General features: G+C 61.2%; 12 protein-coding genes. 9 read left to right on the plus strand and 3 right to left on the minus strand.

Translation table 11 applies throughout. The annotated features are described in order from the left end of the window. Nucleotides 1-129 precede the first annotated feature (129 nt). The 8 genes from DES53_RS01230 (at nucleotide 130) to DES53_RS01265 (ending at nucleotide 8439) form a co-directional block, all read left to right on the plus strand. Entirely contained in the window at nucleotides 130-2208 is a 2079-nt protein-coding gene (locus DES53_RS01230) for an ATP-binding protein (protein ID WP_170156770.1), read from the plus strand. Further along, nucleotides 2205-3368: a hybrid sensor histidine kinase/response regulator gene (locus tag DES53_RS01235; protein ID WP_113956390.1), complete on the plus strand. Its 1164-nt coding sequence runs from the start codon at nucleotides 2205-2207 to the stop codon at nucleotides 3366-3368. The genes DES53_RS01230 and DES53_RS01235 overlap by 4 nt, the downstream gene beginning before the upstream one ends. A 21-nt stretch (nucleotides 3369-3389) precedes the next feature. Then, the gene (locus DES53_RS01240) at nucleotides 3390-4757 is read left to right on the plus strand and encodes a sigma-54-dependent transcriptional regulator (RefSeq protein WP_113956391.1); all 1368 of its coding nucleotides are present in this window, start codon (nucleotides 3390-3392) and stop codon (nucleotides 4755-4757) included. A gap of 319 nt (nucleotides 4758-5076) precedes the next feature. Beyond that, nucleotides 5077-5274, plus strand: coding sequence for a hypothetical protein (locus tag DES53_RS32355; protein WP_147263129.1), 198 nt, complete (start codon nucleotides 5077-5079; stop codon nucleotides 5272-5274). Nucleotides 5275-5339: 65 nt separating this feature from the next. After that, nucleotides 5340-5660 carry an ElaB/YgaM/YqjD family protein gene (locus tag DES53_RS01250; protein WP_113956393.1) on the plus strand — a complete coding sequence of 107 codons (321 nt, stop codon included), beginning with the start codon at nucleotides 5340-5342 and terminating at the stop codon, nucleotides 5658-5660. A gap of 66 nt (nucleotides 5661-5726) precedes the next feature. Beyond that, the gene (locus DES53_RS01255) at nucleotides 5727-6161 is read left to right on the plus strand and encodes a phage holin family protein (protein WP_147263131.1); all 435 of its coding nucleotides are present in this window, start codon (nucleotides 5727-5729) and stop codon (nucleotides 6159-6161) included. Continuing rightward, the gene (locus tag DES53_RS01260) at nucleotides 6128-6571 is read left to right on the plus strand and encodes a hypothetical protein (protein ID WP_113956395.1); all 444 of its coding nucleotides are present in this window, start codon (nucleotides 6128-6130) and stop codon (nucleotides 6569-6571) included. The genes DES53_RS01255 and DES53_RS01260 overlap by 34 nt, the downstream gene beginning before the upstream one ends. Then, nucleotides 6568-8439, plus strand: a complete 1872-nt coding sequence (locus tag DES53_RS01265; protein WP_113956396.1) for an AI-2E family transporter — start codon at nucleotides 6568-6570, stop codon at nucleotides 8437-8439. Before DES53_RS01260 ends, DES53_RS01265 begins: the two co-directional genes overlap by 4 nt. Here DES53_RS01265 and DES53_RS01270 read toward each other — a convergent pair whose 3' ends face one another. Continuing rightward, nucleotides 8440-9939: a glycoside hydrolase family 183 protein gene (locus DES53_RS01270; RefSeq protein ID WP_113956397.1), complete on the minus strand. Its 1500-nt coding sequence runs from the start codon at nucleotides 9937-9939 to the stop codon at nucleotides 8440-8442. 199 nt (nucleotides 9940-10138) lie between these two features. Here DES53_RS01270 and DES53_RS01275 point away from each other — a divergent pair, with 199 nt between their 5' ends. Beyond that, complete coding sequence (locus DES53_RS01275) at nucleotides 10139-12904, plus strand: phosphoenolpyruvate carboxylase (RefSeq protein ID WP_113956398.1); 2766 nt, start codon at nucleotides 10139-10141, stop codon at nucleotides 12902-12904. 375 nt (nucleotides 12905-13279) lie between these two features. Here DES53_RS01275 and guaB read toward each other — a convergent pair whose 3' ends face one another. Together guaB and DES53_RS01285 are read right to left on the minus strand one after the other, a co-directional pair. After that, nucleotides 13280-14737, minus strand: coding sequence for an IMP dehydrogenase (gene guaB, locus DES53_RS01280; protein WP_113956399.1), 1458 nt, complete (start codon nucleotides 14735-14737; stop codon nucleotides 13280-13282). A gap of 125 nt (nucleotides 14738-14862) precedes the next feature. Next, complete coding sequence (locus DES53_RS01285; RefSeq protein WP_147263133.1) at nucleotides 14863-15252, minus strand: hypothetical protein; 390 nt, start codon at nucleotides 15250-15252, stop codon at nucleotides 14863-14865. Nucleotides 15253-15266: the final 14 nt, after the last annotated feature.

Raw genomic sequence — 15266 nt, forward strand, 5'->3', positions numbered from 1 at the left:
CAAGGTGGAGTCGGCCGGAGATTAACTGGTGCTTGATCCCATCGTGACTTCTCCCTCATCTTAGCAGTCCCCCCGATGCGACTCCGGCAGCAAACCCCCAGGTCGATGCTCGTGCTTTTTGCAGGAGCCATGATTTTGAGCGCCTTCGTGCTCTCCGTTATTGTCTGGGTCCGTCTCAATTCAAGTGTGTCCAAACGGATGGAGGTGCGGACTGTCGCCATTGAGTGGGAGAAGCTGGTGTCCATGCTCAAGGACGCAGAGACAGGCCAGCGTGGCTTCCTCATCACCGGAGATGACAAGCACTTGCAGCCCTTCCATGCCGCTGCCGGCGCGCTGCCGGCCCAGTTTCAGAAACTGACGGAACTGGAGGCGCTGCAGGAGGATCAATATGGTGAGAATGAATTGCTCTCCTTCCAGCAGCTGACCGACCGGAGAATGGAAGAACTCCGCGACACCATTCTGGTACGGCGGCGTGAGGGTGCGGAAGCTGCGGCAACGCTCGTGAAGCAAGGTGCGGGCAAGGCCATCATGGACGAGATCCGTCTGAAGGCTGGCCGGAGAATGGGTGAGCTCGATGCCAAGGTCGAGCGGTACAACAAGATCATGGAAGGCGACCTGAGGTGGGGGTTCTACAGCGTGGCCGGCACCTCCCTTGCCAGCTTCCTCGCAGGCGTGCTCGCGTGGCGGCTTTTGCGTGAGTCCGAGCAGCAGGCGCGCCGTGAAGAACGTCTCGCGATCGAGAAGCGTCGCGCGGAACAGTCCGACCGCGAGAAAAGCATTTTCCTGGCGACGATGAGCCATGAAATTCGCACGCCCATGAATGCCATCCTCGGATTTGGTGAGCTGATGGTGGGGGAGGCGAAGACTGACAAGGAGCGTCGCTACGCGCAATCCATCGTCCGCAGCGGGCATTCCCTCCTGCAGATCATCAATGACATCCTGGATCTCTCCAAGATAGAAGCCGGCATGATGGAGATCCATGCCACGCCCACGGACGTGCGTGAGCAGGCGGCCTTTGTGCAGCAGCTTTTCAACACACAGGCAAATGCCAGGGGAGTGGAGATGCGGGTGGAGATTGCGCAGGACGTGCCACATTCCTTGATGCTGGACAGCACCCGTCTGCGGCAGGTGTTGATCAACCTCACCGGAAACGCTTTCAAGTTTACAGAAAAGGGGAGGGTGACCCTGCGGTTTGGCGGAAATCGGGAAGGGGATACGCGCCCCCTTTACCGACTGGTGGTGGAGGTCGCCGATACGGGCGTGGGCATTCCACCCGAGCGGCAGGCGGAAATCTTCAAGCCCTTCGTGCAGGCGAAGGTGAAGCGTGATGCGGAAAACCGGGGCACGGGTCTGGGCCTGGCCATTGTGCGACGACTCGCGGACCTCATGCGGGGCAGCGTTTCCGTGCAGAGCAAGGTGGGAGAGGGCAGCACCTTCCGCCTTGATCTGCCAGGAGTGGAAATCTCAGCGCGCCTGCCCCAGACTTCCATGCCGGAAGAACCTGCGGTGGACTTCAATGACTTGGTGCCATCCGAGATTCTCGTGGTGGATGACAACCCGGTGAACCGCGAGCTGGTACGCGGCTTCTTTGACACCACCCATCACCGCATCCGCGAGGCCTCTGATGGACGAGAGGCGCTGGACGTGCTGCGCGAGCGCAGACCCGACGTGGTGCTCATGGACATCCGCATGCCTGTCATGGACGGACGCACCGCGTTGCGGACGCTTCGTGAAAGCAAGGAGATGGATCCCTTGCCGGTGATTGCGGTCACTGCATCCAGTCTGGCAGGGGAGGAGGCCAGCTTGCGCCAGGCGTTCGACGGCTTTGTGCGCAAACCCTTTTCTCGCGCCCAACTCTTCCGGGAGCTCGCGCAATTCATCCCGAGGTACAAGGCGGTCAACGCCCCGCAATCCGGCTTGGGGGAGGTGCAGCCCACCCCGGCATGGAAAGAGCTGATCGAAAAATTGCACGATCTGGAGGCGAGCAGCTGGCCGGTGGTGCGCGATGGAATGGTGATTTCTGAGGTCAGCGCATTCGCGACGCGGTTGCGTGACCTCGCCGAGAAATACGCCTGCCCACCGCTCGACCTGTATGCATCCAATCTCATCACCCAATGCCAAAGCTTTTCACCAGGGGAACTTGATAAACTGATGGAATCCTTTCCACGTGTGATTGCCAAGATTGAGGAACGACTCGCCGCGACATGACCCAGCCCCCTGCGCAAACCATATTGATCGTTGATGATCAGGAAGAGAATCTCCGGCTGGTCGGCACGGTGCTTTCGATGATGAACTACGACATCATCCTGGCCAGCAGCGCGGAGCAGGCCTTCAAGCGCCTGACATCGCGACTGCCGGATTTGATTTTGCTGGATGTATTGATGCCAGAGACGGACGGGCTCTCCACCTGCCGGCAGATTAAGGCCGAGCCGAAGTGGTCGGACATTCCCGTAATCTTTCTCTCAGCGGCGGATGACAAGAATCTCATTGTGCAGGCTCTCGAGGCGGGTGGGGTGGACTATGTGACGAAGCCCTTCAACATGGCCGAGCTTGTCTCCCGCGTGCGCACGCAGCTTTCCCTGAAGCAGGCGCGTGACCAGTTGCGGACCCTGGCAGAGGACAAGGATGAGATTCTGGGCATCCTCGCACACGACCTCAAGAACACGCTGGCGGGCATGAAGCTGAGCGCCGGACTGCTGCAGGGGCGCTCCGGGGATCTGCCTCCAAGGTGCATGGCACTGGTGGACAACATCGCCAACTCCACCGAGCGCATGCTTTCTTTCGTGAAGGAGTTCCTCGCGAACCAGCATGCGGAGCGCCTGCAGTTGAAGAAGCAGAGGCTGAATCTCGGTGACTTCGTCACACTGCTCACTGCAAATCATCAGGCAGCGGCGCAAGCCAAGCGGATCACCCTGGTCTCGCAGATTCCCGGCACATCTGTGCAGGTGGAGGGCGATCGCGAGGCCATGACCCAGGTGTTGGAAAATCTCGTCTCGAACGCCCTGAAGTTCACCCCCCAGGGAGGCAACGTGGAGGTGATCGTGGAGCCGCCCGTGGCTGGCATGGCGAAGTGCATCGTGCGGGACAACGGACCCGGCTTCACTGAGCAGGACCGCGGAAAGATGTTCCGCCGTTATGGACGCCTGAGTGCGCGCCCTACCGGCGACGAGCCCTCCACGGGGCTGGGCCTCTCCATCGTAAAAAGGCTGCTCGATGCCATGGGTGGAACCATCGTCCTTGCGGAAGGTGGCGGACCCGGTGCAGAATTCATTGTGTCACTTCCCATCGCAACCACTCCGGAGCCCGCCGAAGTGCCCGCCGTGGCACAGGCTGCGGCCGATGCCCCCACGGAGCGCTCGCAATCCTAGTCACGCCTTCGCTCCCTCAGAATGGACATTCTCATCATCGACGACGAAAAGATCATCCGCGACGCCACCACCCAGCTAGTTGAGGACGCAGGGCACTACGCAGAGACTGCGACAGACAGCTCTACCGCCTTGCAGGCGCTGAAGGAATCTCCCTTCCACCTGGCACTGCTGGATGTGAATCTGGGCCGCGAGAACGGTCTCGATTTGCTCGCGGAAATCCAGAGGCAGCATCCGCAGCTGCCCGTGGTGGTGTTCACTGCGGCAGCAACCATCAAGACGGCGGTGGAGGCCATGCGTCGGGGTGCGCTCGACTTCCTGGAAAAGCCCTTCTCCGAAGCACAGCTCAGCATCGTGCTCTCCCGTGTGCAAAAGCATCGGAAGCTCGCGGAGCGCGTGGTGGAACTGCAAACTCAGGTGGCCAGCCAGTCCCCCGAGCCCGTGTTCGACTCGGCGAGTCCCGCGGTGAAAGAAGTGCTGGAGGTGCTCTTCCGCGCCGCCAGCACCCCGGCCTCCGTTCTGATCCTTGGTGAAAGCGGCACCGGCAAGAGCGTGGCGGCACGCGCGGTGCATCTGCGGAGCGCACGTGCGGAGAAACCTTTCGTCACCGTGAACTGCCCGAGCCTCTCCAAGGAATTGCTCGAGAGCGAACTCTTCGGTCACACGAAGGGTGCCTTCACTGGCGCGGTGCGGGATCACTGGGGCAAGGTGAAGGCCGCGGAGGGAGGCACCTTGTTTCTGGATGAAATTGGCGAGCTTCCCCTGGAACTGCAGCCCAAACTCCTGCGCCTGCTCCAGGATCGTGAATACGAACGCGTGGGCGAGAATACAACCCGCGCGGCGGATGTACGCATCATTGCGGCAACCAACCGCGACCTGAGAAAGTCCGTCGAGGCCGGCACCTTCCGCGAGGACCTCTACTACCGCCTGAACGTGATCACCGTGGAGATGCCATCGCTGCGCCGCAGGCCGGATGATCTGCTGCTCTTCGCTGACAAGTTCCGCGAGTTCTTTGCTTCACAATTCGGCCGCCCCGTGCGGAGCTTCTCCGCACCAGCCCGGCATCAGATTCTCGCCCATGGCTGGCCCGGCAATCTTCGCGAGCTCCGCAATGCCGTGGAGCGCGCTGTGATCCTCGCGCATGGAAAGGAAATTGCCGCGACCGATCTCCCATCTCCCAGCGCCAATGGCGTGGTCGGTGGCGTCGGTGGAGATGTCGCAACTGCTGGAAATGTCCCCATGGTGGGCACCGCAGTTTCGCTTGAGGAGCTGGAAAGTGCGCACATCAAAGCGCTTCTCAAGACCTTGCCGAATCTTGCTGACGTGGCGCGTGTCCTGGGAATCGACCAGGCCACCCTCTACCGGAAACGCAAGAAGCTCGGTCTTGATTGACAGAAGGCCGGGCTTGCAGATTGGAAATTGGATGGCGGGTTTTTCCACCCGCCATTTTTTTGATTGACGCGAATTGTTCCGACTACGGAATCGGAGTGGAGCAAAAGTTGCGCCACGAAGTGTCATAAGCCATGCGTGCCTCATTCCATGAATGTTGTGCATGATTTGTTTGCAACCTGCATAGCAACTTCGACCCAGGACATGCACATTGCATGAGGAATGAGGCGGTTGCGATGTGGTGTGAATTTGCAAAGGGTTGGGAATGAGGATGAAATCGTAACACCATCCCGATGGCACGCGGCATGCGCTTATGGATCGCATGGCAACCCTACTTTATTTTCCTGCACAAGACTGCTCCGAGGTGCCACGTCATCGCGGGCGTAGCCGGCACAGCAGTCACCTTGCTGCAGCCTTTGCAGCACTCAGTACGGCGCATGAGGACAACGTCGACCTCCGCCTTCTCGAGCATCTGGTCTCCATGGACGAAGACGAAAACGATGAGCCCCATGCTGCCTAGCCGCACCTCGCTCCAGACTTTCAAAGAAGCAAACCCCAACAAGAACATCCATACCCCCTCTTACCATGAGCACTTCCGGACCCTCCGTTGATACCCTCAAGCGCGATGTGCGCACTCTCGCTGACGACACCATGAAGATGGCGCAGAATCGCTTTGTCGAACCCGCCATGGACGCGGCGCAGCGTGCGAGCGTGCAAGCGCGCAAGGCTTTGGAGCAATCCCGTGATCGCATGAACCAACAGCTCGCTGTGGCGGAAAGATATGCCGCACGCGGCTACGACCAGACTACCACCTGGATCTCTGCGAACCCGCTGGCTGCCGTGGGCATTGCGGTAGGCGCCGGCCTGCTGTTGTCCTCCATCTTCCGCCTGTCCTCACGCCGATAGCCGCGAGCGCCTGGCAGACCTTTTTGACCCGCATGGCCGTCATGAAATCTCCCACCACTTGTGAACATGCACGCCTCCTCGCCTCCCTCGTGGTCATCACATCTTGATCGCGGAAACAGCCTGTCGGATTCCGTCCGCACGTTGCTTTCCTCGCTGGTGACCTATCTGGAGACGCGGTGGAAGCTGTTTAAGGTGGAATCGGGAGAGGCCATGCGGCTGGGAATCCAGGTGGCTGTGGTCACCCTGTTCGCTCTCGCGTGCGCCTTCGTGATGTACGTGTGCGCCATGGTCGGCGTGACCTTGTGGATCGCTCACCAATGGTGGGACGGCGCGGTGATGCCCGCTGCGTTCATCATGGCAGGAGTGCATCTCCTCCTCCTGCTCAGTTGCGCGGGATTCATCATCTGGTCCCTGCGCGGACGAAAGCTCTTTCACGATACGAGAACAGAATTCAAGGAGGACAAGCGATGGCTGCACCTGCAAACGACATCCAACGTCTGAGAACCCAGCTCGAATCCAGTCGCTGGCAGATGCACAGCGGCATCCAGCGGATCGAGGATCAGCTCAATGTCTCGAAGCGTGTGCGCACTGAGTTCAAGGAGCACCCGTTGAAGTGGGTGGCCATCAGTGCGGGAGTGGGACTGGTCGCAGCGAAGTTGATTCCACTCCTGCTCGGGAGCAGGAAGCGTGGCGTCATGGGTCGCATGCTCACGCCTCTCGTGCGTGCCGGTGCCGCAGCGGCAATGCCCATTGTGGCTCACCAGGTTTCCAATTGGATGGCCCAGAAAGGTCTGAGTATTCCAGGTCTTGCTCCGATGCCCATGCCCGAGCCCCACCCCATCTCCCAGGTGCCTCCGCCTGTCGTGGGATCTGCCCCGGTATCACCTGCTCAGGAGGCGTATCCCGAATGAACCCCTTCTCCTTACAGGACCGCACCATGGTGCTCGCCGCCAGATTTGTGATTGCGGCTCTCACGTGCGGTCTCCTGTATTGGGGGAGGGAAGTGCTCATGCCGCTGGCGCTGGCCACGTTGATTGCCTTCATGCTGCATCCACTCGCGGTGCGACTGCAGCGCATCCGGGTGCCCCGACTGATTTCTGTAGGGTCAGTAATGCTTCTGGCCACGGGACTGATCGTGACGGCTGTCTGGTTTATCACCGTGCAGGTGGCCAGTTTCACAAACGAACTGCCCTCCTATCAAAAGAACATCAGTCAGAAAATCGGTCAGGTGCAGGGCTCCATGCGAGGCGGCGCCTTGGAGAAGTTGCAGAAGGTTTTCCATTCTCTCGAGAGGGAGGCAAAGGCCAGGGAAGAAGCTGTTGCTCCTGCTTCCATTTCCAATGAGCCCATGCCTGTGGTGATTGAATCGAAGGAGCGCTGGTTCGACTTCAGTCTGACAAATGCCGCGATTCCCCTGATGGAACCCCTGGTCACCGGAGGCCTCATCTTTGTGCTCGTGGCACTCATGCTCCTGCGCTGGGAAGACCTGCGCGCGCGGCTGGTAAGCGTGATGAATCAGAATATCACGCGTACCACGCGAGCCATCGATGATGCTGGCAAGAGGATCGCGCGTTACCTCGCGGCGCAGATGTTCATCAACGGCAGCTTCGGCCTTGTCATCGGGCTGGGATTGTGGGCGCTGGGCGTGCCCTATGCCGGGTTGTGGGGCTTGTGTGCCGCCATGTTTCGCTATGTGCCTTATCTCGGTCCTCTGGTGGCCGCCGCATTGCCCATCATGGTGAGTCTGGTCACCTCTGAAGGGTGGACACAGGTGCTCAGTGTGGGGGCCTTGTTCCTCACGCTGGAATTGGTGAGCAACAATGTGCTGGAACCCTGGCTCTATGGGTGGCGCGTGGGTCTCTCGGAGATTGGCGTGATCCTGGCAGCCGTCGCATGGACATTCTTGTGGGGCACCGCAGGTCTGGTGCTGGCCGTGCCACTGACGGTGTGCCTCGTGGTGCTCGGCGAGCATGTGCCCGCGATTTCATTCTTCTCACAACTCCTTGGAGACAAGCCCGCGCTTCCATTGCATTTGCGCTTCTACCAGCGGCTGCTGGCCCATGACAAGAACGAGGCCGCTGAGTTGACGAAGAATCACGCCAAGGCCCATGGTTTTGCGAAGGCCGGTGACGAGATTATTGCACCTGCTCTGGCTCATGCCCGGGGTGAAGAGATGCGCGGAGCGCTCAGCGAGGAGGAGGTGGAGGAATTCGCGGCCGCCATTCCGTACATCCTCGATCGTACGGATGACGAAATCGACGAGGAAGAAGAGGCGGACGCAGCCAGGCAGAGCTCGGCAGTCTCTGCGGGACCGGTGGTGGTCTGGCCCTTGTGCAGCCTTTCAGAGGCACTGGTGCCACTGCTGCAGCATCACTGCACGGACCTCCCGTGCCGCTGGCAGGTCATTGCGGAGGGTTCCCTCACCTCCGAAGCGATTGGCCGGCTGGCCCGTGAAGAGGAACAGCCGGAGGCCGTGTGCCTGCTCCTCCTCACCCATGAGGATCTCTCGCGGACGCGCAACCTGTGCAAAAAGCTGCGCCACGCCTTCCCAGATGTCCATATCACGGTGGCATTCTGGGCTGAGTCGAGAATGGATACAGACATGACGCAAGCCATCGAAAAGCTGGGCTACGCCAAGATCACCTGGACGCCCTCCGAAACCCGTGGCGATCTCGCCCCGCACATCCTGGACCATGCCCGGGAGGTGGAAGAGAACGCGCCCCGCGTGCCGAACGCCCAACCTGTGGTGAGAGATGCTCGTGAAGCGGTCCCGGCGTGATCACTTCTGCCTGTGAGCTGGCGCCAGCCGCTCATCACTCAGGTCCAACCGGTACATGAGCTGGTTGTAGTCATACCGTGCCGGCGCGATCGGATTGCCGCTGAACTCCAGCGTATACGTCCCCTCAAAGTAAATGACCTTGCCACCCTCCTTATCCAGGAACCCGTGGTGTATCGGATTGTAATACGAATACCTGGGATGCGTGGCCACCTTCACCGCTTTGCCCCACGGACCGTCGGGAGCGTCGCTCTCGGCATACCACATCTCTCCGAGCGGTGAGGGAGCCTTGGCCTTGAAGCCATATTGCACCCCGAGCAGGATCCAGCGTTTGCGGTACGCGTTCCACTGCACACTGGCATTGTGAAGCTGCACAGGCTCTCCCGTGGCCGCATCTCGGATGTCAAAGCGGGCCTGCGCCAGCTTCATCTTTTCCTGCTTCAGCAGCACCTGCTCAGCCTCCTGGTTGGTGGGTGGGTGTTCCTTCTGCCACTTCCACTCACCCTTCGCCTGGTCGAACCACAGCGCTTCATACTTCGAAGGATCCAACACATCCGCCAGCGTGGCGCGTACGCGCGTGTGGGGCAGGGGAGCGCTGAAGTAGTAGTAGCCGTCCTCCGCCTGCACCGCATGCCCCTGCATGTAGCGCCATTCGTTGGACATCTCGAGCTTCACGGCAGTCTTGAAGGTCTGCGCCGCATCGTCGAAGCGCGCGATGCCATGTTCTGCATGTGGCTTGAGCCCCTCATGCCGTCCATAGTGGGCCAGCATCACCTCCTTGCCGTTCTCGTCCTTCACCGTGAGCAGGCCAAAGAGCCACACCGCGCCTGGTCCTTCCACGACCATCATCTTGCGCAGTCGCTTCGGGTCCTTCTCATCCATGTAGTACTTGTAGGCGATCCCTTTCTCGGGATCGATGTCGCGAGCCGTCGTCGCGCACGTGGTGTTGTAGTTGCCCAGCGGATAGTTGGGCATGTTCGTATCCCCCCACAGCCAGAAGATGCCATCCTTGTACGGCACCGCCTGCACTGAGTCCTGCCCCATGACACCGGAAGGATTCAAGTTCGGCAGCGGCAGGGGAAGCCCGAGCAGTTCACTCGCATGGTACTGTCCTTGTCCCGTGAGACGTCCCACGCGCTCGGCGATGTTGTTGCGCTTGAGCTTTACCGTGAATGTCTCGCCGGACTTCGGTGTCGGACGGATGCCGGTGAAACCAAAGCCGTCCTTCTTCCACTCATAACCCGGTCCACTGACATGGAACCACACCTCACGATCCATGAGTCCCGGCTCATAAATGGCGACCCACCCCGCATTGTCCGTCACATAGCGCAGGTCATTCACCGTGCGCAGCTCGATGAGCGGAATACCGCGTCCCGTGACTTCATCCACCACTTGGATGCCGAAGTGCTTGGTCTCAGCTTTGGAGACCAGAGGCGTGATGATGCCGAAAAGAAAGACAACAGCAGGCAGCAGAGGGCGGAGGAATGGCAGGACCGGTTTCATGAGTGATAGCACTGGAATCCTATCACGTGGCAATCTTGCCGGGAAAGGTTCAGCAGGAATGGCGAGCCGATTAGGTTGCGAACCGTCATCCCCGGGGCACCCCTGCGAAACCGCCACTTGCAAGTCGCGCTCTGGCAGGCACAGGCTTTGCTAGTACTGAAGTAACCTACCCCTCCCCGCTCCCGCACGCCCCTCCCTCATGGAAGACAAGACATCGCCAGCACCTGACTATCTCGACATCGGTTTCGAGCAGATTGATCGTGACATGAAGTTCCTCATGGGGGCTTTCGGAGAGGTGCTGGCGGAGTTGGGCATGCCGGAGCTCACGGAGCATCTCCCCTGGACGGGCAATGAACCCTCCACCACTGCGCTGCCGCCACGTCTCGGCCTCGCCTATTCCCTGGCCTTCCAGCTTCTGAACATGGTGGAGGAGAGCGCCGCCGCCAGTGTCCGCGCCATCCGTGAGGAGCATGAGGGCATCGCCGCCGAGCGCGGCCTCTGGGGCAGCCAGCTCCGCCGCCTCCAGAAGAAAGGCGCCACCGCAGAGGAAATCGTGGCCACCTTCCGTGAGGTCTGCGTGGAGCCAGTACTCACCGCCCACCCCACCGAGGCGAAGCGCCTCTCCGTGCTGGACCACCACCGCAGCCTGTTCACGCTGCTGAATGCGCGCCACCATCGCGAGGGTGGCAGCATCGGGGCCAAGCGTCAGCGCGCTGAAGTGAAGGCCGCCATCGAGCGCCTCTGGCGGACCGGGGAGATCCTTCTCGAAAAGCCCACGCTCACTGACGAGCGGCGCAATGTGCTCTACTATTTCCGCGAGGTCTTTCCCTCCGTACTGCGCATCTTGGATGAGCGTCTGCGCTTTGCCTGGACCGAGGTGGGGCTGGACCCGGTGCTGCTGAAGGAACCGGAGTCCCTCCCTGTGGTGCGCTTTGGCACCTGGGTGGGTGGTGACCGCGATGGTCACCCGGGGGTGACGTCTGAGGTCACGGAGGAGACCTTGGAACGCCTCCGCACGAACGCCATGGTGGTGCATCATCGCCACCTTGCCGATCTCGCCACGAAGCTCACACTCACGACCTGGATGCAGGCCCCGCCTGCACGTCTGCAGGCTCTGCGGGAGCGGCTCATCGCCACCAAGGTGCAGGTTGAGCCCCTGATGGCCTCCAGCTCTGAGGAGCCCTGGTCACAAGTGGTGAAGCTCATGCTGGCCCGCCTGCCTGTGAATGTCTCCCCCGGTACACTGGCGCATCTCCGGCATGGAGAGACCTACTATGCTCGTGCGGAGGAGCTCGCTGCCGATCTCGCGGAGTTGAGCGCCGCCCTCGTGGAGGCGGGTGCGGAGCGCCTGGCTGCCACCGATGTGGAGCCGTTACAGCGCGCCGTGCAGGTGTTCGGTTTCCACCTTGCCTGTCTCGATGTCCGGCAAAATTCGGCCTTCCATTCGCGGGCACTGTCCCAACTCATGAATGCCGCGGGCCTGGACGGCTCCGACTGGGAGGACTGGGCGGAGGGCGAGCGCCTGCGTTTCCTGGAGAAGGAGCTCCGCTCTCCACGTCCCTTCCTGCATGCCAATGCATCCGCGGGTCCCGAGGCAGATGCGGTGCTGGCCTGCTATCGCGTGCTGGCGAAGCACCTCGAAAGGAACGGCCACGAAGGACTCGGCGCCCTCATCGTCAGCATGACGCGCCGTCTCTCCGATCTTCTCCTCGTGTATGTGCTGGCGCGCGAGGCTGGCCTCATGAAGCGCACGCCGGAGGGACTGGTGTGCCTGCTCCCCGTGGTGCCGCTCTTTGAAACGGCGGACGACCTGGAAGGCGGTCCGGAGATGCTGCGGAAGTTTGTGGAGGAGCCGCTCACCCGGCGCAGTCTGGAGTACCACGCAAAGCGGGCCGGCAAGCCCGGGCGTTTGGTGCAACAGGTCATGATAGGATATAGTGACAGCAACAAGGATGCGGGCATCCTCGCCAGCCAGTGGGCGCTGCACCTGGCGCAGACCCAGCTGACCGCAGCCGGGAAGGATGCCGGGGTGAAGGTGCGCTTCTTCCACGGTCGCGGCGGTACCGTGAGCCGTGGCGCGGGCCCCACGCATCGCTTCCTCGATGCGCTGCCGCATGGCTCACTCTGCGGTGACATCCGCACCACGGAGCAAGGCGAGACCATTGCCCAGAAATTTGGCAACCAATCCACCGCTGCCTTCAATCTGGAACTGCTGCTCGCTGGTGTCTCCGCCACGGCGTGCCTCCATGCACGTGGCCCTGCTCCCGAGCATCCTCTGGCGCCGCTTGCAGGCAAGCTCGCCTCCACCTCGCGTACCGCCTATCGAGCGCTGCTGGAGAATGAGGGCTTCATGACCTTCTACCGGCAGGCCACACCCATTGATGCGCTGGAGCACAGCCGTATCGGTTCGCGTCCTTCACGTCGCACGGGCAAAGCGAGCCTGGATGACCTGCGTGCGATTCCCTGGGTGTTCTCGTGGAATCAATCGCGCTTCTACGTGCCCGGCTGGTACGGCACCGGCACTGCGCTGGCTTCGCTCACGGATGAGGAGTTCGCCCAACTCTCCAGCGAGCTCCGTAGCTGGCCCTTCCTGCACTATGTGATCACGAATGTGGAGTCTTCTCTCGCGAGCACCGACCACAGCCTGATGGCCGCGTATGCGGACCTCGTGGAAGACACCGAGGTGCGCGACAAGATCTTCGGCCAGATCGAGCAGGAATGGAATCTTACCCGCGTGATGCTCGATCGTCTCCGCGGCGGCCCCATGCATGAGCTGCGTCCCCGCATGTGGCGCACCCTCGAACTCCGCGCTGCTGCCTTGCGCACCCTGCACCAGCAGCAGATCGATCTGCTTCGTCAGTGGCGTGGACTGCTGAAGACCGATGAAGCCGCTGCGAACGAGTTGCTGCCTGAAGTGCTGCTGAGCGTGAATGCCATCGCGAGCGGCCTGCGCACGACGGGCTGAGCAAGTTCAAAGAACATGGCCCCTGTCGATCGAGTCAGCCTATTGCGGGCGCAATCTGTGCGGCGCTGTTTCAAAAAAATGCGGTGGGGAGCCGCTGCGCCGGCTTCCTAACTAGAGCGGGCGGAGGTGGGGCGGAGCATCCGGGTGATATCGGTTTGCGACACGCCAGTTCCCCACCACCTCCGCCCACCTGATCAGGAAGCCGACGCAGCGGCTCCCCACCAGTGTGTAGGCATGCCAAGCGATAGACTGGAGGAGTGTCGCGAGTGGGTTTTGGTTTCGAGGTGCGGCAGATTACCGAGGTGTTCTATGAAACAAAAAGCGCTGGCCCCACAACCGAGACCAGCGCTTAAAAAATCAATATCTCACCCCAACTCACCCTACCTCATAGTTCACCGGCTCCTCCGTGATCACGATGTCATGCGGATGGCTTTCCTTCAGACCGCCGGCTGTGATTTGGACGAAGTTCGCCTTCTGGCGGAGCTCTTCGAGGGTGTTGGCTCCCACGTAGCCCATGCCGCTGCGGAGACCGCCCATGAGTTGGAAGACCACATCGGCCAGCGGACCCTTGTAGGGCACGCGGGCTTCCACGCCTTCCGGTACCAGCTTGCCGCTGGAGTTCTGGCCGTAGCGGTCGCCGGCGCCCTTGCGCATGGCCTTGAGGGAACCCATGCCGCGGTACTCCTTGAAGGTGCGGCCCTGGAGACGCACGGTGGCGCCGGGGCTCTCCGCGGTGCCGGCGAGAAGCGAGCCAATCATCACGCAATCCGCGCCTGCGGCCATGGCCTTCACCACGTCGCCCGAGTAGCGCACGCCACCATCGGAGATGACGGCCACGCCACGGCTGCGGCAGACCTCGGCAGTTTCCTGCACGGCGGTGAACTGCGGCATACCCACGCCCGAAATGACGCGAGTGGTGCAGATGGAACCGGGACCCACACCCACTTTGATGGCGGAGGCGCCAGCATCGCAGAGATCGCGTGCACCTTCCTTGGTGACCACGTTGCCCGCGACAATCGGCGTGCGGTCGCCCAACGCTGCGCGGAGCTGTTCGATGACCTTGATGACTCGCGCGGTATGACCCGTGGCCGCGTCAATGAACACGGCATCCGCACCAGCAGCCTGCATGGCCAGACCGCGATCCACACAGTCTTCACCCACGCCCACAGCGGCGCCCACTCGAAGACGACCCTGGTCGTCCTTGGCGGCATTCGTGTACATCTGGCGCTTCTCGATGTCCTGCTTCGTGATGAGTCCGGCCAGATGACCGGCGGCGTCTACGAGCGGGAGCTTCTCGATGCGGTTGATCCAGAGAATCTTCAGCGCTTCCTCCCAGGTGGTGTCCGGCTTGCCAATCGCGAGCTTTTCGCGAGGCGTCATGATCTCACGGACGGGGGTGTTCTCGTCTTCGAGATACCACATGTCGCGGCTGGTCACCATGCCGACGAGGGCACCCTTCTCATCCACTACCGGGAAACCGCTCACACCCTTCTCGCGCATGAGGCGGGCGACATCGCCCAGCGTGTTGTCGGGCTTCACCCGCAGCGGGTTGTGGATGACGGTATTCTCCGAGCGCTTCACACGCGCCACCTGCTCCGCCTGGTAGTCGATGGGACAGGCCCGATGGATTACGCCCATGCCCCCCTCACGTGCCAGCGCAATGGCCAGCTCACTCTCCGTGACCGTGTCCATGGCGGACGACAGCACCGGAATATTCAGCGGCAGGGTGGGGGTCAGATTGGTACCCAGAAGAACCTCACCCGGCAGCACAGCACTTCTCCCCGGGAGGAGAAGAACGTCGTCGAACGACAAAGACAAAGGAATCGCGCCCATGTTCCACCTAAGCGAGTCTTTGCCATTTGTCAGGTGGTTTTTTAGGTTGCGTGCGGGAGGACTTCATTCGCAACGCAAATTGAGTGCTCACAAATGTGCGTGGGAGAGGGTTGGGCAACGCGGGGCTACATGAATCCCCTTTGCACCAGGTACCAGCCATCGCCCAGATCCTTCAAAACACGTCCTTCGTCGCGCATGGCGTCACTGACGGCGAGCGAGGCTTCATCTCCCGCATGGACCAGCACGTAGTAAAAGTCGATCGGCGTGACTTCCACAATCGGCGGTGTGGTGGGTTGCACCTCGATCGATTTCAGCACCGCCTGATACCTGCTGAGGTCGCCAGCTGGGTCTTTGCCCACGCTTTCGAGCAGTGCTTGGTATTCGCCCCGATGCGCTTTGAAATGAGCCAGGGTGGCGTCGCGATCAGCTGCGTTCCAAGTGCAGCCGGCAACCGGGAGCAACAGGCAAAACAAAAAGGCGAACCTGCTGGCCATATTGTCCCTCAGGTTCGCCAAATCTCAGACTTCCG

The sequence above is a fragment of the Roseimicrobium gellanilyticum genome, from assembly GCF_003315205.1.
Classification (GTDB): domain Bacteria; phylum Verrucomicrobiota; class Verrucomicrobiia; order Verrucomicrobiales; family Verrucomicrobiaceae; genus Roseimicrobium; species Roseimicrobium gellanilyticum.